This window comes from Archangium sp. Cb G35 (assembly GCF_001896145.1).
Taxonomy (GTDB): Bacteria; Myxococcota; Myxococcia; order Myxococcales; family Myxococcaceae; genus Archangium; species Archangium violaceum.
Window position 1 is genome coordinate 590,842 of sequence record NZ_MPOI01000006.1, and the last position, 17,634, is coordinate 608,475.

The 17,634-nt window shown below is 67.9% G+C and carries 14 protein-coding genes; 8 read left to right on the forward strand and 6 right to left on the reverse strand.

The features are described 5' to 3' along the window. Window positions 1-842: 842 nt before the first annotated feature. Entirely contained in the window at window positions 843-2,183 is a 1,341-nt protein-coding gene (locus BO221_RS21240; RefSeq protein ID WP_073562290.1) for a porin, read from the reverse strand. A 250-nt stretch (window positions 2,184-2,433) separates the two neighbouring features. Next, on the reverse strand, window positions 2,434-3,552 hold the full coding sequence (locus BO221_RS56285; RefSeq protein ID WP_233166184.1) for a CDP-alcohol phosphatidyltransferase family protein: 1,119 nt from the start codon (window positions 3,550-3,552) through the stop codon (window positions 2,434-2,436). A gap of 220 nt (window positions 3,553-3,772) precedes the next feature. Here BO221_RS56285 and BO221_RS21260 point away from each other — a divergent pair, with 220 nt between their 5' ends. The 5 genes from BO221_RS21260 (at window position 3,773) to BO221_RS21280 (ending at window position 8,119) form a co-directional block, all read left to right on the forward strand. Continuing rightward, a complete protein-coding gene (locus tag BO221_RS21260; protein ID WP_143195585.1) occupies window positions 3,773-5,206 on the forward strand; it encodes a hypothetical protein in 1,434 nt (477 codons plus the stop codon). 104 nt (window positions 5,207-5,310) lie between these two features. Beyond that, entirely contained in the window at window positions 5,311-6,861 is a 1,551-nt protein-coding gene (locus BO221_RS21265) for a DUF5722 domain-containing protein (RefSeq protein ID WP_073562293.1), read from the forward strand. A gap of 149 nt (window positions 6,862-7,010) precedes the next feature. Continuing rightward, window positions 7,011-7,223, forward strand: a complete 213-nt coding sequence (locus tag BO221_RS21270; protein ID WP_073562294.1) for a hypothetical protein — start codon at window positions 7,011-7,013, stop codon at window positions 7,221-7,223. A 20-nt stretch (window positions 7,224-7,243) separates the two neighbouring features. After that, on the forward strand, window positions 7,244-7,774 hold the full coding sequence (locus BO221_RS21275) for a DUF2243 domain-containing protein (protein WP_073562295.1): 531 nt from the start codon (window positions 7,244-7,246) through the stop codon (window positions 7,772-7,774). Window positions 7,775-7,915: 141 nt separating this feature from the next. Next, entirely contained in the window at window positions 7,916-8,119 is a 204-nt protein-coding gene (locus BO221_RS21280; RefSeq protein ID WP_073562296.1) for a hypothetical protein, read from the forward strand. Between the two features lie 16 nt (window positions 8,120-8,135). Here BO221_RS21280 and BO221_RS21285 read toward each other — a convergent pair whose 3' ends face one another. Continuing rightward, the gene (locus tag BO221_RS21285; protein WP_158079890.1) at window positions 8,136-9,386 is read right to left on the reverse strand and encodes a phosphatidylserine/phosphatidylglycerophosphate/cardiolipin synthase family protein; all 1,251 of its coding nucleotides are present in this window, start codon (window positions 9,384-9,386) and stop codon (window positions 8,136-8,138) included. A gap of 146 nt (window positions 9,387-9,532) precedes the next feature. On the opposite strand from BO221_RS21285, the gene BO221_RS21290 reads away from it, so the two are divergent. Then, window positions 9,533-10,003, forward strand: a complete 471-nt coding sequence (locus BO221_RS21290) for a hypothetical protein (protein ID WP_073562297.1) — start codon at window positions 9,533-9,535, stop codon at window positions 10,001-10,003. 56 nt (window positions 10,004-10,059) lie between these two features. On the opposite strand, the gene BO221_RS21295 is transcribed toward BO221_RS21290, so the two are convergent. Then, window positions 10,060-13,560 (reverse strand): PD40 domain-containing protein, encoded by a 3,501-nt coding sequence (locus BO221_RS21295; RefSeq protein WP_073562298.1) that lies wholly within the window; start codon window positions 13,558-13,560, stop codon window positions 10,060-10,062. A 180-nt stretch (window positions 13,561-13,740) separates the two neighbouring features. On the opposite strand from BO221_RS21295, the gene BO221_RS21300 reads away from it, so the two are divergent. Both BO221_RS21300 and BO221_RS21305 read left to right on the forward strand, forming a co-directional pair. Next, entirely contained in the window at window positions 13,741-15,216 is a 1,476-nt protein-coding gene (locus BO221_RS21300) for an LVIVD repeat-containing protein (RefSeq protein WP_073562299.1), read from the forward strand. Between the two features lie 9 nt (window positions 15,217-15,225). After that, window positions 15,226-16,323 carry an EAL domain-containing protein gene (locus BO221_RS21305; RefSeq protein WP_073562300.1) on the forward strand — a complete coding sequence of 366 codons (1,098 nt, stop codon included), beginning with the start codon at window positions 15,226-15,228 and terminating at the stop codon, window positions 16,321-16,323. Here BO221_RS21305 and BO221_RS21310 read toward each other — a convergent pair. Together BO221_RS21310 and BO221_RS21315 are read right to left on the reverse strand one after the other, a co-directional pair. After that, on the reverse strand, window positions 16,317-16,949 hold the full coding sequence (locus BO221_RS21310) for a hypothetical protein (protein ID WP_073562301.1): 633 nt from the start codon (window positions 16,947-16,949) through the stop codon (window positions 16,317-16,319). The two genes, BO221_RS21305 and BO221_RS21310, sit on opposite strands and share 7 nt — an antisense overlap. Window positions 16,950-17,064: 115 nt before the next feature. Then, complete coding sequence (locus BO221_RS21315) at window positions 17,065-17,520, reverse strand: hypothetical protein (protein ID WP_073562302.1); 456 nt, start codon at window positions 17,518-17,520, stop codon at window positions 17,065-17,067. Window positions 17,521-17,634: the final 114 nt, after the last annotated feature.

The window sequence follows — 17,634 nt, forward strand, 5'->3', positions numbered from 1 at the left end:
CGCGTTTGTTGCCCGCGGAATTCCGGGAGCTGCCCACCCTCCTTCAGCCTTGTCGGGGTGACGAGCAGTGTGACCCTCCACTCGTGTGCTTCCATGATCCGCGCTACCAGCAGCGGCGGTGTACGGGCAGCGGGTGTGAGTCGGACTCGTGGTGTCCACCTCAGACCGCTTGCCGATCCATTCCCATGCGAGGGCGGGACAGGATGGCTCTGCGCGCCTGTGCCCACGCGGGCTTGCGAAAGGAGGGGGAGCGGTGTCTGCGCTATGTCCAGTGGGCCCAGAGGGAATGGGCCTGCGAGGAGGGGCTCGTTTGCGCCGGTTCCGGCTGGTGCGGCCGGCGGTGTGTGCCTGGGAAGGAAGGAGCATGCCCGGAGGGCTCCTTCTGTGCTCGCGGAGACCCCGATGGGCCCGTGTGTCAGCCCACGTGCGAAGGACGCACGTGTCCCGAGGGCCAGGAGTGCCTCGGGTTGGAGGGTGGAGTGTCGGTCTGCCTCGCGGTGTACGGACGCTCGTGCCATGACGACAGTCCCTGTCCCGAGGGGACTGTGTGTGTGACGGAGCCGCTGCTCCCCCTGGTGGGGCAGGCCCGGAGGTCATGTGTCCGGACCTGCGGACACGAAGGTTCCGAGAGCTGTCCGGAGGAATTTGTCTGCCACCAGGGCCGGTGTCAGTTGCGCTGTTCCCTGACACGGCCCCATTCGTGTGGGACCCGATTCTGCGTGTCCACCGACGACGAGGGCAACGGCGTGTGTCTGTCCTCGCCGGAGCAATGGGTCATGGACGTCGAGCCGGCCCGGGATGGCGGGTGACCACGCTCATCCCGGGCACGGTCAGCTCCAGGCTCAGAACGAGGCGTCGAGCTGGAGCCGCGCGACATGCCGGCTCGCGGAGCGGTCGTGACCGAAGATGTAGAAGTAGTCGGTCTGGAGCTTGAACGCGTGACCGTTCAGGTAGACGTTGAGTCCACCGCCCACCTGTTTCCCCTGCGTGTTGACCTGGTTGATGAGTGCGGGGTCCGTTCCGGCGAAGGCGAACAGCTGGTCCCACCGCGCGGCGACCTCGACCAACGGAGAGACCATCAGGCCGGCCTGGAGGAAGTAGCCCCAACCGGAACGTGAGTACTCCCGGATCGTCGCCCCGCTCGCGTTGGTGCCCTCGAGGAAGTCTTGCCCCGTGTTGCGGAGCACGGCCTCGCCGAGGAACGAGAACCCTCTGTACTTGAAGACCACGTCGGCGGCGGCGTGTGTGTAGTCCAGCGTCCCGAGCGTCAGCGTGGTGCCCGTGGTCGACCGCTGGCGATTCGTCCCCTGGTTGTAGCCACCGGCGAGCCCGATCGCGAGGCGTGGCTTGGGCAGCCGCTGCAGGTCTCCTTCCTGATCATCGTCGAAGTTGCCCCACGGCCGGAGCACCAGGCGCGCCACGTAGATGCCTCCCGCGGCCTGGGGGCCGAACCGGTTGCGTCCCTCTCCGCCGCCGATGAAGAGGTGATAGCCCAGCAGGCCATTCAGCCCACCGAGATCGTTCGAGTACAGCATCAGGCCGACGTCGCGATCCAACGTCAGCTCCTGGACCACCTGCTGCCGGTCCACGAGCTGGAGCGCGAACTCCCGGATGGTGCGGGCCCGGTCGAACGGAACGAAGTACTGCCCGACGCGCAGATTGAGATCGCGCACCTTCGTGTAATCGACGAACGCGTCGAAGATGGGCGAGGCACTGCCCGTCTCGAAGTCGTTGCCGCCGAAGGCGAGCTGGATGGTGTACTTGAGGTCGGTGGTGAGGACATGCCCCTGGGTGATCAGGCGCAACGTCTTCACGTTGATCTCGTTGGTCGTCTTGTCCTTCTCCCAGGTGAGCGTCTCCCGGAGCTGAGCCCGTGCCCTGACCGTGATGCCAAAGCGGCCATCATCGGTCGTGACCGTGAGTCCCTTGCCCGGCGCGGCCGAGACGGAGACGCCCTTCTTCTCCTCGGACGCCTTCTTCTGCTCCGCCTCCTGTTCCGCGAGACGATCGGCGGTGATGGCCGGCGTATCCGCCGCGGGTGTCGCGGTCTGGGCCGGCGCTGGCTCCTGGGCCCTCGCGGGTCCGTGGACCAGTACCGCTGTCATGGCCAACACGAGGGCGGCGTGTGCGCGCACGCTCTTCGTACTGCCGCCCTCCTTTCGTTCGATGTTCGCAGCTCGCATTCCTGACCTCTCCTGGAGTGACCCGGACCGAGGCACGGCTGCGATCGAGCATAGAGGCTCGAAAGCCCACCGGGCCCTCGCGGGGGGTGGGCTTTCTCTTCCTCTGTCGTGCGGCGGTCCTACTGCCGCTCGACGAGGTGGAAACCCACCGTCGAAGCCGGACAGCGGCAGCTGCAAAGGTGACGCGGAGGAAGCATCTGTTTCCAATATAACGGATGAACATCCGCCCGCAAGGGGATTCCGGGTTCCTTCAGGCCGCGAGCTTGTTGCTCACGGTGTGCCGCACGGGCCGGTGCGTCGAGGACAACCAGACCAGCGGGAAGCCGATCTCCGGGTATTGGGAAATCATCTCCCGGAGGTACCGGCACATGCTGATGACCAGGGTCATCATCATCACCAGCAGCAGCCCGTGGTGGAGCGCGGGCTGGAGCGCCACGGGCACCGCGGACAGGGGAATCACCAGGAGGAAGAGCACGCTCTCGACGGTCAGCCACGCCGGGGGCTTGTTGACGAGCTGGCGCGCATGGACGCCCACCGCGAGGCTGCTCATGGCGAGGGCGACCAGGGCCCGTGCGGAGAAGACATCGCTCCAGTCCCGCAGCCACATCACGTACAGGCCGAGGATGAGCACGGGCGCCGTGAGGATCCGCACGTAGAAGCGCGGGTAGGAGAGCGGCGAGCGGTACATGAGCACGATGTCCTGCAACAGCGACCAGGCGCCAGCACCGAAGGCCACGAGGCTCGCGAGCGCATAGGTGAGCTGGAAGGAGGGCTCCTCGAGGATTCCCACGCCGAAGACGCAGACCGACAGCCCCAGGAAGAGACAGAAGACATAGTTCCAGAGGTGGTTGATGTACGGATCGCGCATGACGCCGGTCGCGAAGTAGCGGCACAGCCCGAGGTAGAAGAAGAGCTGCCCGGTGGCGGTGAGCAGGATGTAGGGCAGGAAGTAGACGCCCTGCCGGGGGCCCAGCTGGGCCACGATCAACACGGCCATCGCCGAGTTCATCACGTCGACCCAGTGGTCCCAGAAGTGGCGAGCGGTGGATTGGGTCCCGTTGCGCCTGGCCTGGGTTCCGTCCATGGCATCCAGGCAGAAGTGGAGCACCCGGCAGACGACCCAGAGCGCATACATCCATCTCGCGCGCTCGAAGGTGTGTACGGCGGCGAGCAGGAACAGGTGCAGCAGCAGCCCGGGAATGCCGAGGACGACGGGGGAGAGCCGGTAGGGGAGATGGTGGACGGCGAAGTGCCGGCACTCCTCGCGGACCACGCGGATGAGCGCATCCTCCTCCAGGCGCTTGTAGCTCTGTTGCTTGTCGAGGACCAACTCATGGGGCTCCAGCGCCCGTGCCTGATGCGTGCTCATTTCCAGTGTCCGTTCACCCCGGGCCGATGTCGTCGCCGTGGGTGAGGCGAACAATGCGGATGATTGCGTTCGAGCGCGGTGCGCGGCCTCACACGAGGGCTGTGGCCCGCGTCACAGCCCGGGGCGGGTCCGGGGTGGAGCCGGAAAAAATCCGGAGGCCTTGCCCGCCGGAGCGGCTCACGGGTCCAACCTCTCAGACAGCGCACGAAGGGGAAATCCCATGAGCCACAAGCGTTTCAATCGGATGTGTCTGGTGACGGCCGCCGCCTCCCTGCTGGGTGCATGTGAGGGGGGGCCCATGGCCGGGGAAGCACCGCCGCACTCCGATCGCGGTGGTATCGGGATGGAGCTGCCGGTTCCTGGCGTCGGGGAGGCTCCAGCGACGGTCTCCATCGACATCCGCCGCTCGCTGGCCGTGACGGAGAAGAGCATCCTGGCCCGGTTCGGCGGGCGGCGGGTGTTCAGCAAGCTGGTCGCGGACAACGGCGGGGCGGGCTTCACCCCCGAGCAGCTCTTCCGCCAGCTCTGGGACACGCAGAACCCGGCGCCCGGGCAGCCGGACCTGCCGGGCATGCCGCACTGTACCGACGCGGGCAACACCCTCAACGGCTTCCCCTACGTGTGCCGCCCGAGCGAGGGGGGACAGGCCCGGCGTGACTCAGTCATCAAGCTGGACAGCTATGCGGCGGTGGGCCTCTACAACCGCTTCGACCTGGCGCCCGTGGATGGCTCGAACTGCGGCGAGTACCGCATCGTCCTGGCGAAGCTGCCCTCCGCGCCCGCCAACCGTAACTTCATGATCTTCGAGGCGGTGCTGCCCAACCCTCAACCCGAGCTGGGGCTCGAGGGGTGCCGGCCGGTGGCGAACTTCTGGGCGGGGCTGTCCTCCGACCCTGACCCCATGTCGCGCGCCAGCAAGCTGGAGGCCTTCTATTTCACGGGTCTGCCGGGCTTCGAGCCGGTGGTGGGCATGAACCACTACGGCAACAACCCGGGGAGCCTGGGCCAGGTGCGCACCAACCAGTTCCTCCAGGGCGGGCCTTCCGCGCCTCCGGTGCCGTGGATGATGCGCGAGTTCAAGCTGGTGAGTGACTGCACCTCGCAGCCGGCGTGCACGCTGAAGTTCGTCCCGGCGACGGTCAAGACCAACCCCTTCGGCGGGCTGTTCAACCCGGCGTCCACCGATCCGCGGGCCCCGGCCTTCCAGAGCCACTTCGTCTCCCAGGTGGCGAGCCTGGCCATCAATGACCTCAACCGCTTCAACCAAGCGGTGCCGGATGAATTCAACGCCGCCCAGAGCGACTCGCAGACCCGGGGCGGAGCGGATGATTACCTCGCCCAGCTCGGCCCGGGCCCGAGCCCGTTCCACCAGGCCATCGGCCAGGAGCTCGCCCGGGTGGGCAGCACGCTGACTCCCCATGATGTCGTCGCGCGTGCCCAGGCCCTGTCCTGCGCCGGCTGCCACCAGCGCAACAGCGGCAGGCCGGTGGGCGGTGGCCTGACGTGGCCCGCCTCGGCCAACTTCGTTCACAGCTCGGAGAACGATGATCCGGCGGACCCGGGCCGCTTCGCCATCTCGCCAGCGCTCCGCGATCAGTTCCTGCCCCTGCGCAAGGCGGTGCTGGAGAGCTTCCTCCAGAGCTCCGGCTCTTGATTCTGCTTAGGCTTGATTTACAGGTTTCGGGTGGATATGCGGACCTCCCAATGGAGGTTCGCATGAACGGTGGACAGACGAGGCCGTGGGCTGCAGCGCGGAGAATGCGATTCATGGGAGTGCTCGCCATGCTGGGGGTCCTGGGCATGGCGGGCCCGGCAGCCGCGAACCTGCCGTACCCGGCGCGGAGCGCGTACCGCATCAAGGGCCTGCAGCCCGACTTCTGGCCGAGCTACGACGAGGTCGCCGGCAACAACACGGGCGGCGTGGCCATGAACCTGACGTGGTTCACCTGGGAGCCCACCGCGAAGGCACCTCCCTGTGCCTCGAGCGAGGTGGAGTATGGCGGGCGTTGCTTCGTGGTGGATGCAGCGGTGGACTCGGCCATCCGGGCCTGGACGGCGCGCGGCGTGGTGGTGACGGCGGTGGTGTACGGCGTCCCCGCGTGGGCACGAGCGGGCCGGGTGTGCACGCCGGCGGGGCCCGGCTTCGAGATCTTCTGCGCGCCCAACAACGCGGCGGACTACGGGCGCTTCGCGGGCATGCTGGCCTGGCGCTACAACGGGCTGAATGGCAACGGCCGCATCGCCGACTTCGTCATCCACAACGAGGTCAACTCGAACGTCTGGTTCGATGTGGGCTGCGGACAGGGCGCGGGCGCGTGCAACACCCAGGCGTGGTTGGACACCTACGCCGCCAGCTACAACGCGGCCTATGACCAGGTCGTCTCCTGGCAGTCCGCCGCCAAGGTGCTCATCTCGCTCGAGCACCACTTCGGCACCGAGTTCGATCAGCCGGGCGCCAACGAGCCGCTGCTGTCGGGCATGACGTTCCTGAAGGGCTTCGCCGCGCGGGTGGGCTCGCGGGCATGGCGGGTGGCCTATCACCCCTATCCGCCCAATCTCCTCCAGCCGCAGTTCTCCGCGGACGACCTGCCCCGGGTGACGTACGGCAACATCGGGGTCCTGGCCGGGTGGCTGCGCAAGACGTTCCCGAACGTGCCGTCCTCCTGGGAGCTCCAACTCACGGAGAGTGGCGTCAACTCGCTGTCGCCCAATTCCACGGAGGCGGCGCAGCAGACGGGCGTGTGCAACTCGTTCCGCAACGTGCTCGGGACGCCCGGCATCGAGAGCTACATCTACCACCGCATGAAGGACCACCCGGACGAGGTCTCCAGCGGGCTGGGCGTCGGGCTGCGCCGCGCGGATGGCACGGCCAAGCCGGCCTGGTCCACGTGGGCGCTGGCCAACCGCAATGACCTCAACCCTCCTCAGCTCTCCTGTGGCTTCGAGGACCTGCCCTACACGCGTCTGCGCCGCAGCTATCACACGACGCGTGGGCACTGGGCCTCTTCGCGCCTGCCGCCGCCGGGCTTCACCGTCGAGAGCTCGTGGCGGCTCCTGCGTGCTCCCCAGCCGGGGACGCGGATGCTCTACGAGTGCCGCGTGGGCAATCACAACCTGTTGACGCCGGATGCGAACTGCGAGGGCCTGCAGCCGCTCGGGCCGGTGGGCTACGTCTACACGTCCCAGGTGGCGGGCACGGTGCCGCTCTACCGCTGCCGGATCGGCTCCAACGGAGATCACTTCGTCTCGCCCGCCTCCAACTGCGAGGGGCATATCTTCGAATCGCTCCTCGGGTACGTCGTTCCCTGACCTCTGTTGGAAAGGGAGTGGCTCCTCTAGGATGGACGGTCGCGGGGAATCCCCTGACGTCCCGGCCCTCACCCGGCTGCCTGGTTCTGTCGTCCTCGCGTTCGCCGTGCGTACCCTCGGAGCGAAGTACCCACCCGAGGGTCCGCCCGATGAGAGACAGCCGGCTCGCGTCCTTCGTCCTGCTCGTGGGCTTGCTGGTGACGACGGCCGCGTCCGCCTGTCCCAACTGCGAGACCTCCCAGGTGGTCAAGGCTTCGGTCCTGGGTGAGGACTTCTGGCGCTATCTGGTGATGATGGTCGTGCCCTTCCTCTTCATCGGGGCCGCCAGCGCGTTCCTGTACCGCATCGGGTTGCCGCGGTGACGGCGGCAAGGGGGAAGTCCATGGCTGGCAGTCCACGGCATCAAGGAGCGCTCATCACGGCGGGTGTGTTGCTCGGCACAGGCCTGGGCGGCTTCGTCGATGGCATCCTGCTGCACCAGTTGCTCCAGTGGCACAGCATGCTCTCGTCCCGGCTGGTGCCCACGGACCTCGTCACGATGAAGGTCAACATGTTCTGGGACGGCCTCTTCCATGCCTTCACGTGGCTGATGACGGCGATTGGCCTCGGCCTCCTGTGGCGCGCGGGCCAGCGTCCCGAGGTGCCCTGGTCCACGCGCACCTTCGTCGGCTCGCTCTCCATGGGATGGGGTCTCTTCAACGTGGTGGAGGGGCTCATCGATCATCACCTGCTGGGCATCCACCACGTCCACCCCGGAGCCGGGCAGCTCGCGTGGGACGTGGGATTCCTCCTCTTCGGGGCGCTGCTGGTGGGCGCGGGGTGGGGGCTGATACGAGCGGGCCGTCAGGACACCCGGCCTCGTGGCGCGCCCGTGTCCAACGTCCCCGAGCGGCTGGTCGAGCGGCGGGCCTGAGCCGTCGCACGTCGCGGGGGTGGCGAGCGTCCAGGCAGACCCGTCCTGGAGGGCCGGGCGCTGTCTCACAAGTCACATCCACGGGCTCCATCTCGGCCGGATGCACCTTGGCGGGTGCACTCGCACTCAAAGGAGAACGTGATGCGCAAGACCGGCAAGAAGACCTTCATCGACTACGAGTTGCCCACGAAGGACCTGGAGCATGTGCGCGGTGGCAACTCCAAGGTCACCACGCTGGCGATAGGTGAGGAGGCCAATGGGTGTGTCACCACCGAGGCGGTGGGCGAGGAGGGCGGTGGCCCGATCACCACCCAGGCGGTGGGTGAGGAGGGCGGCACCTACTGAGCTTCCTCGTTCCACCTCAGCGGCAACCGGTGGCGGAGGGCGGAAGCGGAGAGCCGACGCGATCCAGCCATCCGCGCTCCCGCCACTCCTCCTTGCGGACCTCCACCGCGTGGGACAGGTCGCGCTCGAAGCTGTCGGCGAGCGCCTGGGCGAACGGCGCATCCTCGACGACGAGCGCCCCTTCTTCGAGCATCGCGCTCGCGTTGGGCTCCAGGTTGTTGGAGCCCACGGCGGTCAACAGCTCATCCACTACGAGCGTGCGGGCGTACAGGGGCGCGGACTGGTACTCCCAGAGGCGCACGCCGCTCTCCAGCAGGCGCTCGTAGGCGGAACGCTGGGCGGAGAGCACGCCCGGGATGGCCTCGTAGCCAGGCACGAGGATGCGCACGTCCACGCCCGCGCGAGCCTTGCGGATGAGCGTGTCCACGGTGGCGGCGGTGGGAACGAAGCAGGCGTTGGTGAGCCACAGCCGGCGCCGCGAGGCCGCCATGAGCACCTGCACCATGCGCTCGGAGTGGCTGAGCGACGGCGAGCCGGTGCTCGCGACGAAGCCCGCACGGGCCTCGCCCCGCGGCTCGAGCGTGGGGAAGGCCGACTCCGGCAGCAGCCCTCCGCCCGCTTCCAACCAGTCCCGGGCGAAGGCCTGCTGCAGCTGGCGCACCGCCGGGCCCTCCACGTGGACATAGGTGTCCCGCCAGGCGTTCGCCGGCGCCGGGGCGGCACGCCATTCCGGCCCCACGCCGGAGCCTCCCGTGAGGCCGCTGCGCCCATCGCGGATGACGAGCTGCCGGTGGTTGCGCGCCTCCAACCGCTCATCGCTGAACACCACCTCGGAGCCGACGAAGGGCCGGAAGGAGCGGACGTCGCAATTGGCCCGGACGAGCCGGGGCTCCACCGTGTCCTGGAAGCCCGGACTGTGCAGGGGGTCCACCAGGACGCGGCACACCACGCCGGGTTGGCGCTCGGAGAGCGCGCGCAGGAGACGCTCCGAGGCCTCGCCCGGCTGCCAGTTGGAGGCGAGCAGGTGGATGGACTCGCGGGCCTCGCGGATCTCCGCCTCGAGCCGCTCGACGATGCGGGCGTCCTGCACCAACTCCACCACGTGGCCCGTGCGCAGCCCCACGCCCACGGACTGGTACAGGGCGAGTGACAGCTCCGGCCCCGAGCCCGCGACGTCTTCATGGACGCGCAATGCTTGGGGGTAGTCGCGGTGGATGCAGGCGGTACCGAGCAGGCAGGCGAGCAGGACGTGTGGAAGACGGTTCACGGCGGCCAAGCTAGGCATCCCCTGGCGAGCCGAGCAGGGGGGACTGGCGGGCAGACGGCCGGGCCTGGTGCGCTGTCCTGACCCGGGTGCGGGTGCATCCCTACCTTCGCACAGATGACCTGCCAGCCTGGCTGGAGGGAGGCGTGATGGAGTCCTGGAACCGGATGTCGACCGACTCGGTGCGTACCCACACACCGGACGAGGTGAACCGCCGGATTGATGCGCGGGTGGAGAAGTGCGTCCAGAGCATGGCCGAGCACATGGATCGCTCGGTCATCAGCACCTACCTGGAGAGGCTGGAGCGCGAGTGGGACCTGAACCGGGTGGTGACGGTGGCGGCGTCCGCGGTCTCGGTGCTCGGGCTGGTGCTGGCGGCGAAGGATGGCCCCCGGTGGAAGCTCGTGAGCGGGGTGGCCGCGGGGCTGCTGCTCCAGCATGGCCTGCTCGGCTTCGGGCCGCTGGCGGAGCTGGTGCGGGCGCTGGGTGTGCGGACGCGGCGGGAGATCGACCTCGAGAAGTTCGCCCTGAAGGCTCTGCGGGGCGATTTCGAGCGGATTCCCCACGAGGGCGGCCCGCTGGCCCGGGCCAACGCCGCGCTGGTGGCGGCGCAGTCCTGAGCGGGCCGGGGTGAGGGGATTGCCTGCCCCCACCCCGGGCCGTGACGGCGGATGCGTCAGAATCCGCCGAGGTTGGGTCCACCGAGCGTCACGGGAGGCCCGGCGATGCGCTTCTTGGCCCCGGGCGGGTCGCCATGCCCCTTGAAGAGGTAGCCCTCGAGCCCGGCGAGGCCGATGGAGAACTGCGTCACCCACCTGTCCGCTGGCCTCGCGGGGGCGTTGATGTCGAACGGGTAGGCGAAGTGCAGGCGCAGGAGGATGGGACCGAGGCCCACGTTGACGCCCACGGCGGCATCGAGCACACGCCGGTTCCACATCTCGCGGGCCGAGTTGCCCACACCACCCACGTCGAAGCCGGCCACACCCATGAGGGTGTTGAGGAAGGCGATGCGGATGAGCGCATCCAGCGGCACGCGCAGCTCCAGCGTGGAGTACAGGTAGTGCTGGCCGAGCAGCCACTGCTCGTTGCCGAAGGGCACGCCGCGCAGGGTGTCGAAGCTGGAGAGGTAGAAGGACTGGGCGAAGCGTCCACCGAAGTTGGTGCCCGCGCCGCCGCGCAGCATGACGTGCGTGCTGCCCAGCGGGATGGGGAAGTAGCGCTCCGCGTCCAGGCGCAGGCTGCCGTAGATCTGGCCGTGGAAGGGCTGGACGCCGGTGGTGACCTCGCTCAGGAACGAGGTGCCGGAGATGGGCACGCCCGTGTAGTGGTAGCGCAGGGTGTTGTAGCCGAAGGCCAGCGAGCCCTCCGTCTGGAAGCGCAGGCCCGGCCTGTTCCGCTGCCATTCCGAGTACAGGTCTCCGACGCCGTTGATCTCCTGCAGGTTGAGGATGAAGGCGGTACTCGGGTCGAGGAAGTACGAGGCGCCACCCACGCTGAGGTTGCCTTCCAGGAAGGTGAAGGTACTCAGGGGATAGCGCGCCAGGCTGGTGACGCCGAAGAAGCGCTCACCCGTGACGAGCGCGTAGTAGGGCAGCTGGTTGCGGTACTGGCTCAGATTCTGGTCCACGCGGAAGCGCAGCGACTGGAAGAGGCCGCCGCCGTACATGGTGCGCTGGGACTGGTTGATGTAGAGCAGGTATCCGTCCGTCAGGTCGAACGAGCCGTACACGGCCACCTGCATCATCAGGGCGTGGTTGCGCATCCGGTCCGAGGCCGAGGCGAACATCTGCCCGTAGAAGCCACCGCCGCCCGCTCCGGCGAAGCCCATGATGGGCCCCAGATCGATGTTCTCCCGGGCGAAGGGCTTGTAGGGCTCGGCGCCCACCAACGAGCGCTGGGGCAGGGGGCTCGGTGGGCCCGCCTCGGACTTGACGGCCTGCGCCACCTCGAAGTTCATCAACTGCTGCGAGCGCAGCAGGGCCGGCTTGCGCTCACCGGACACGTGGTAGAGCAGCCACAGGTTCCCATCCGGAGCGGGGCTCGGCTCGAAGAGGCCGGTGGTCACGTCCGTGCGCCGCACGATGCCGCCACCACCGGTGTACTCGTGCAGGTCCGAGCGGCTCTTCTCGTACGCCACGAAGAAGAGGCGGCCCTCGGGCGTCACCGTCGGGTCGGCATGGTCCCTCGCCTCGGTGGTGAGGCGCTCCACCTTGTCGGCGGCCTCCGGCTTCACCCGGAAGAGGTTGTAGTAGCCGTGCGAGGTGGCGTCCGAGGTGAAGACGATGCCCGCCGGGCCCCAGGCCAGGCTGCGCTCGGCGTACACGTCGTGGGTGATCTGCCGCGGCTCCACGTCCAGGCCCTGATCCAGCGGCAGCACGTACACGTCACGCGTGCCCGACTCGTTCAGGCCGACGAAGGCCAGTTGCTTGCCATCCGGAGAGAAGGCCGGCGAGTACGCGGCGATCAGCCCGTGCTCCGCGAGCTTGTAGGCCACGCGCTCGCCCATCTCGAAGCGCACCCGGTAGGGCGGCTCCTTGCGCAGTCCGGTGGGGTTGTTGAGGTAGGGGCTGCGGCCCATGGCCGGCAGCGCTCCGGTCATGGAGATGGGCTCGGCGGTGTGTTTGAAGGACTGGACGTAGATGATGTCGCGCGACAGCGACTCGGCCACGAAGACCAGCTTGTCGTCCGTGAGGGCGAAGTTGCGCCCGAAGACGGGGTGCAGCGACTCGTAGCCCGGCACGCCGTCGCCCTGCACCTTCAGGCTCTCCTGGGGCGCGCGAGGATCCAACATGATGAGCTGGCTCTGGCCCGTCTCCGGGATGATGCTCCGGTACATGAGCAGCCGGCCATTGGGCGAGCTGTTGAGCGAGGTGACGACACCCCGGCGCTCGCGCAGCACGTCGATCTGCGGCGTGCCCTGCTCGGCCTTGAGATAGGTGCGGTAGGCGCGCTGCTTCAGCCACGCCTCGAACTTCGCGGCCACCTTCTGCGGCTCGTCCCCGGTGAGCATCTCCACCAGCCCCTCGAAGGGCAGCTCCGGCGACCCCGCCGTGCCGGAGATGAGCTTGGGCGAGTTGTCGATCACCTTCTGGATGAAGCCCCGGCCGTACGTCTCCTCCAGGAACTGGCAGCGCGCCTGGCCCACCTTGTAGATCCACAGGAAGCCGTAGGGCCCGGGCGACCAGAAGTCGAGGAAGGCGTACCCGCGTTGCAGGTCCGGGTTGATGAGCAGATCCCTCACCATCATCTCGCCTTCGGGGTCCAACCCGCCCTTGGCGTAGAACTCGGCCAGACCCTCGATGAACCAGAGGGGGATGGCGTTGAGGGGGTCTCCCTGCACCTTGGCCTGCTCCGCCAGGAAGCGGACCTTCTGGATGGTGAACTGGTGGGCCATTTCGTGGGAGCTGATCTCCCCGAAGAGCCGGTGGTCACCCAGGTAGGGCAGGGCCAGCTCCAGGTTGCCCTGGGTGCTGGTGACACCCAGCGTTCCCTCGGACACCGCGAAGACGTTGGTCTGCAGGAACTCCTGGTAGCTGCTGTAGAGGATGTACGGGAACGTCTGCGTGGGGACGAACTGGAACCGGTCCACCAGGTAGCGGTAGGCCTCCTCGAGCTGGGGCGCGGCGTACTGGGCCACGTTCCGTTCGCTCTCGTAGAAGTAGAAGCGGACGCCACCGCTCTTGGTGCCCAGGGACGTGGCGTAGGCGGGGCCGCCATCCGGCGTGCCTCCGTCGGCCGGCAGGGCAATGGGGACGTAGAGCTCATTGCCCGTGGCGACGGGGGCGGGCGTCCCCCCATCCCGCTGGTTGTCGACCACGGGGGTGGGGCTGCCCGGTTCGATGGACTCCACGGGGCTGCCACCGGTGCCCTCCTCGCCCTGCTTGCCAGGCTTGGGCACCTGCTTCGCGTCGGCGGTGGGGACGCCCGGCGAGATCATCTGCGTGGCGGGGGTGGGACCTCCCGGCGCGCCGGGCGGCTGCATGTGGGCCCGGTGGGCCGCTGGAGCGGCTACACCCTCGGCCTCCGGGCCCACGAGGATGTCCATGTGCTTCCAATCGAACTCGTACGTGTGCACGGGCGAACGTTGAGCTCGCCGGGGAATGACATAGACCTGGGCCAGGGCAGCCTCTGAGAAGACGAGGGCCAGTAGGGTGGCGGTGAGAAGACGTCGATTCACAGGCGCGACCTCCCGGGTGGGGAGACGAGGGACTGAGCGAACCTAGGCAGGCCCACTGATATAGACGAGTGGGCGGCCGAGCGCTTCTGTATGATTGCTCAGCGTTGCACGTCCTCGCTCCGCCGGGTGTTGGGTGAACCAATGCTTTCGCATCGCTCTGGCGCCCGGTATGGATGGCGCATGAATCGTTCTCTGGTGGTCATGGCGGGAGCTTTGCTCCTCACCCTTCCTGGATGCCCCAACACGGAGGAGGACAAGCGCGAGTGCGATCTGCCGGCGTTCGAGCTGTCCGCATGTGACCGATCGGGCTTCGCCGAGGTCCAGGCCAATGGGGTCTGGAAGGCCAACGTGACGCTAGATGGCGTGGGCACGCCCACGGCGTTCTTCCTGACGCCCGAGCAGTCCCAGTCCCTGCTCTTCGCCACCCCGCTCTCGGAGCGCAACGTGGAGGGGGAGACCTTCTACCTGGCCACGGACTACGAGCGCTCCTTCTCGAGCCTCCGCATCGGGATCGCCGGTTGCGAGGCTCCGGCGCCCAACCTGGTGAAGGGGCAGTTCCGTCGCTGCGTGAACGGGGAGATGGACCTCGAGGGCACCTTCGAGGCGGTGCGCGTCCAGCGGCCCGCGGGGGAGCAGGAGTCGTCCGGGGTGGAGCTGGTGTCGGAGATGGCCCTGCCGCGCGGCATGGCGATGGACGTCTTCGTGTCGGGGGGCTACGCCTACGTGACGGCGCTCTCGGAGGGCCTCTTCGTCTACGACGTGAGGGACCCGGCGGCTCCCAGGAAGGTGGCGGAAATCACCCCCTCGTCGGACTCCTGGTATCGCTCCTGGGTGAAGGGCACGACGCTCTACATCACCAGCCAGCTCGAGGGGCTGCTCGTCTATGACGTGAGCAATCCGGAGGCCCCCAAGCGGCTCATGGCGCTGCCGGGCTCGTCGACCACCACCCTGGAGGGCTCGGGCCTGGTCGTGGACGGGGACCGTCTCTACATGATGTCGCCGTCGCCCCGGGCCGAGGTGCTCATCTTCGATGTCTCCAAGCCCGCCTCGCCCTCCCTGCTGACGCGCTACTACGTGCCGCAGAGTGATGCCCTGAAGGGGGAGTTCCCGGTGGAGGGGGCGGTCTTCAACAACCGCCTCTACCTGGGCCACTGGGCGTTCGGCCTGGCGGTGGTGAACGTGGCGGATGTCGCCAGCCCCAAGTACCTGGGGCGCTTCGGCTACGACAACGCCACCAGCCGCGCGGTGGCGGTGGGGACCATCGGGGACCGGACCATCGCCTTCGAGGCGAGCGAGGGCTGGGGCTCCCGGTTGCGTGCCCTGGAAGTGTCGGTGTCGGTGAAAGACGACATGTCGGAAGTTGCCCACATCAACGAGGTTGGCCGGTTCGAGATGGGCCCGGCGTCCCCGGTGCTCGGTTTGACGCTGGTGGGCACGAAGTTGTACGTCGCTCATAGTCAGGACGGTCTTCGTGTCCTGGACATGTCCAACCCGAGCACACCCAGGCAGATTGCCTACTACAATACGTGGCGGGAGACGGATTCAGGCCGGGGACGCGCGTTCCTGGACGGCCTCAGTGGGGTGAAGGTGCCTGGCGACGGGTACATCTACGCCACCGAGACGTCCCGGGGGTTGCTCGTCTTCCGTGAGCAGTGAGTGAGGCGCATGAGCCAGACCGTGTCGAAGTCGTGTGAGCGGTGCCAGACCCTGCCCGAGAAGCTGGAGATGGAGGGAGCGGGTCGGCTCTTCCTCTGGCTGCCGCTGGGTCACAGCTACGGCAAGCTGGTGCGGCAGTTGGGTGACTCCGGGCGCCAGTACCAGGCCATGCCGAATGATCGCTGCGTGGCGGTGCGGCTGGAGGGCGCGCAGCTGAGTGCCTTCGTGGCCGACGTCATGGGCGCGCTGACGGGCGAGGAGTCGCGGGCCACGCGCGCGCTCTTCGTCGAGGGCGAGGGCGAGCCGGGTCTGGGGGATTTCCCGCGGGTGGGCTCGCTGCCGCAGCTCTTCACCCTCAGCCGCTCGGGGTGGCTGGTGGACATGCTGGCGGAGAAGCGTGTCACCAGCCACTACCAGCCCATCGTCCACGCCCAGGACACGCGTCAGGTGTACGCCTACGAGGCGCTGCTGCGCGGCCTGGAGCGGGACGGGTCGCTGGTGTTCCCTGGGAAGATGCTGACGCTGGCGCGCGACGCGGATCTGCTCTTCCAGTTGGATCTGGCGGCGCGGCTGTCCGCGGTGCGCGAGGCGGCGCGGCTGGGCTTGAAGGTGCCCATCTTCATCAACTTCACGCCCACGGCCATCTACGATCCGGCGTTCTGCCTGCGCTCCACGGTGGCGGCCATCTCCGAGGTGGGCATGCCGCCGAGCAACGTGGTCTTCGAGATCATCGAGTCGGATCACACGCCGGACGCCAACCACCTCAAGTCGTTGATCGCCTACTACCGGCAGGCGGGCTTCCGGGTGGCGCTGGATGACCTGGGGGCGGGGTACTCGTCGCTGAACCTCATCCACCAGCTGCGTCCGGACATCATGAAGCTGGACATGGAGCTCATCCGGGGCATCCACCAGGATTCCTACAAGGCGTCCATCACGGAGAAGCTGCTGGAGCTGGCGCAGAAGCTGGGCATCCTCACGGTGGCCGAGGGCATCGAGACGCCCGAGGAGCTGCGGTGGGTGCGCGAGCACGGGGTGGACTTCGTGCAGGGCTACCTCATCGCGAAGCCGAGCAGCCCGCCCGCAGTGGTCACGCCGCACTACTACTGATTGACGAGTGTGGCGCCCGAGCGCTGGATGCTGAGCCGCCAGGCCAGCCTCAGCTCGTAGCCGGCGTTCTGCAGATGCTGGCGGGCCGTGATGGTGTCCCGGTGCTCCACGGCCTCCTCAGCGAAGCCGATGCGGTCGATCGCGCGCCCGATGAAGCGCGCGGCATCACCCTGGCCGCTCTGGACGGCATTGGCGAGTGCATCGGAGAGGTCCTGCCGGGCGGAGGTGATCGCCGGACCCACGGAGAAGTCCCCCTCCTCGAGCAGCTGGTCGGTGGTGATCATCCACTGGTAGCCGCTGTTCAGGCTCTCCACTCGTTGCTGCCGGAGCTGCTCCAGGGCTTGGGCCCGGGCGCTCACGACGGCTTCCCGCTGCTCCATCGTCTGGAGACGCGCCTGGTCCTCCTGTTGCTGGCTCTGCTGGGCCTCCAGCTCGGCTTGAAGGAGCTCCACCTGGGCGCGCAGCTGCTTCACCTCCAGCTCCCGGGCGGTGCGCTCCAACTCCTCGAGGGTCGGCGCCTGCTCCTGCTGGGCCGCGGGCTCGACGAGAGGAGCCTCCTGCGGCGTGGCGGTGGGAGAGGGGGTCTGTCCGAGAAGCAGCGTCAGGGAGAGTGCGAGGAGGCTCATCTCCCCAAACGTGTCCACCGGCGGACGAACCGGTACAGCCCGGAGGACGAGCCTCCGTTCATCCGTCCGAGGGGCGAGCAGACGAACCGCCCGCCCCGCTCGGACGTGCTCCGCATCAGCCCTCGAAGGTGTCCTTCATGCGGGAGATGGCGGCGCTGGTCATCTGGTCGATGGTCTGCTTGAAGGTCTGCTGCATCAGGACCTGCTTCATCATGACCTTGGAGGCCTGCTCGAAGACCTTCTCCGGGCTGGCGTTCGGGTTGGCCTTGACCCACGCGGCCATGTCCTTCTGGATGCCCTCGAGGGCGCGGCCCTTGAAGGTCTTGCCCAGGCTCTCGACCATCATGCCGTAGCCCTGGCCCTTCTTCTCACCCACGAGCTGCCCGAGGGAAGCCTGCACGTCGGCCAGCTCGGAGTCGCTGTTCACGTCGAGCTTGAAGTCAGACCCGAGGTCGCTGGCGGACTTCACGCCCTTGAGCTCCTCCGTGGACGGAGGCTGGATCGTCGGGCCAGCCGTACGGGCCGCCGAGGTAGCGGTGAAGGAAGAGTTGTTTCCGATGCGGGTGGACATGGCATCACCTTTCGGGAAAGACGCGACTGCTTTGAGGGCATTATCGCCCGGTCCCCCGGGAAGTTGCGTGGGCGGGGACCGAATTCTTCCCGTTTTCTGGAAGTGACGTGAAAA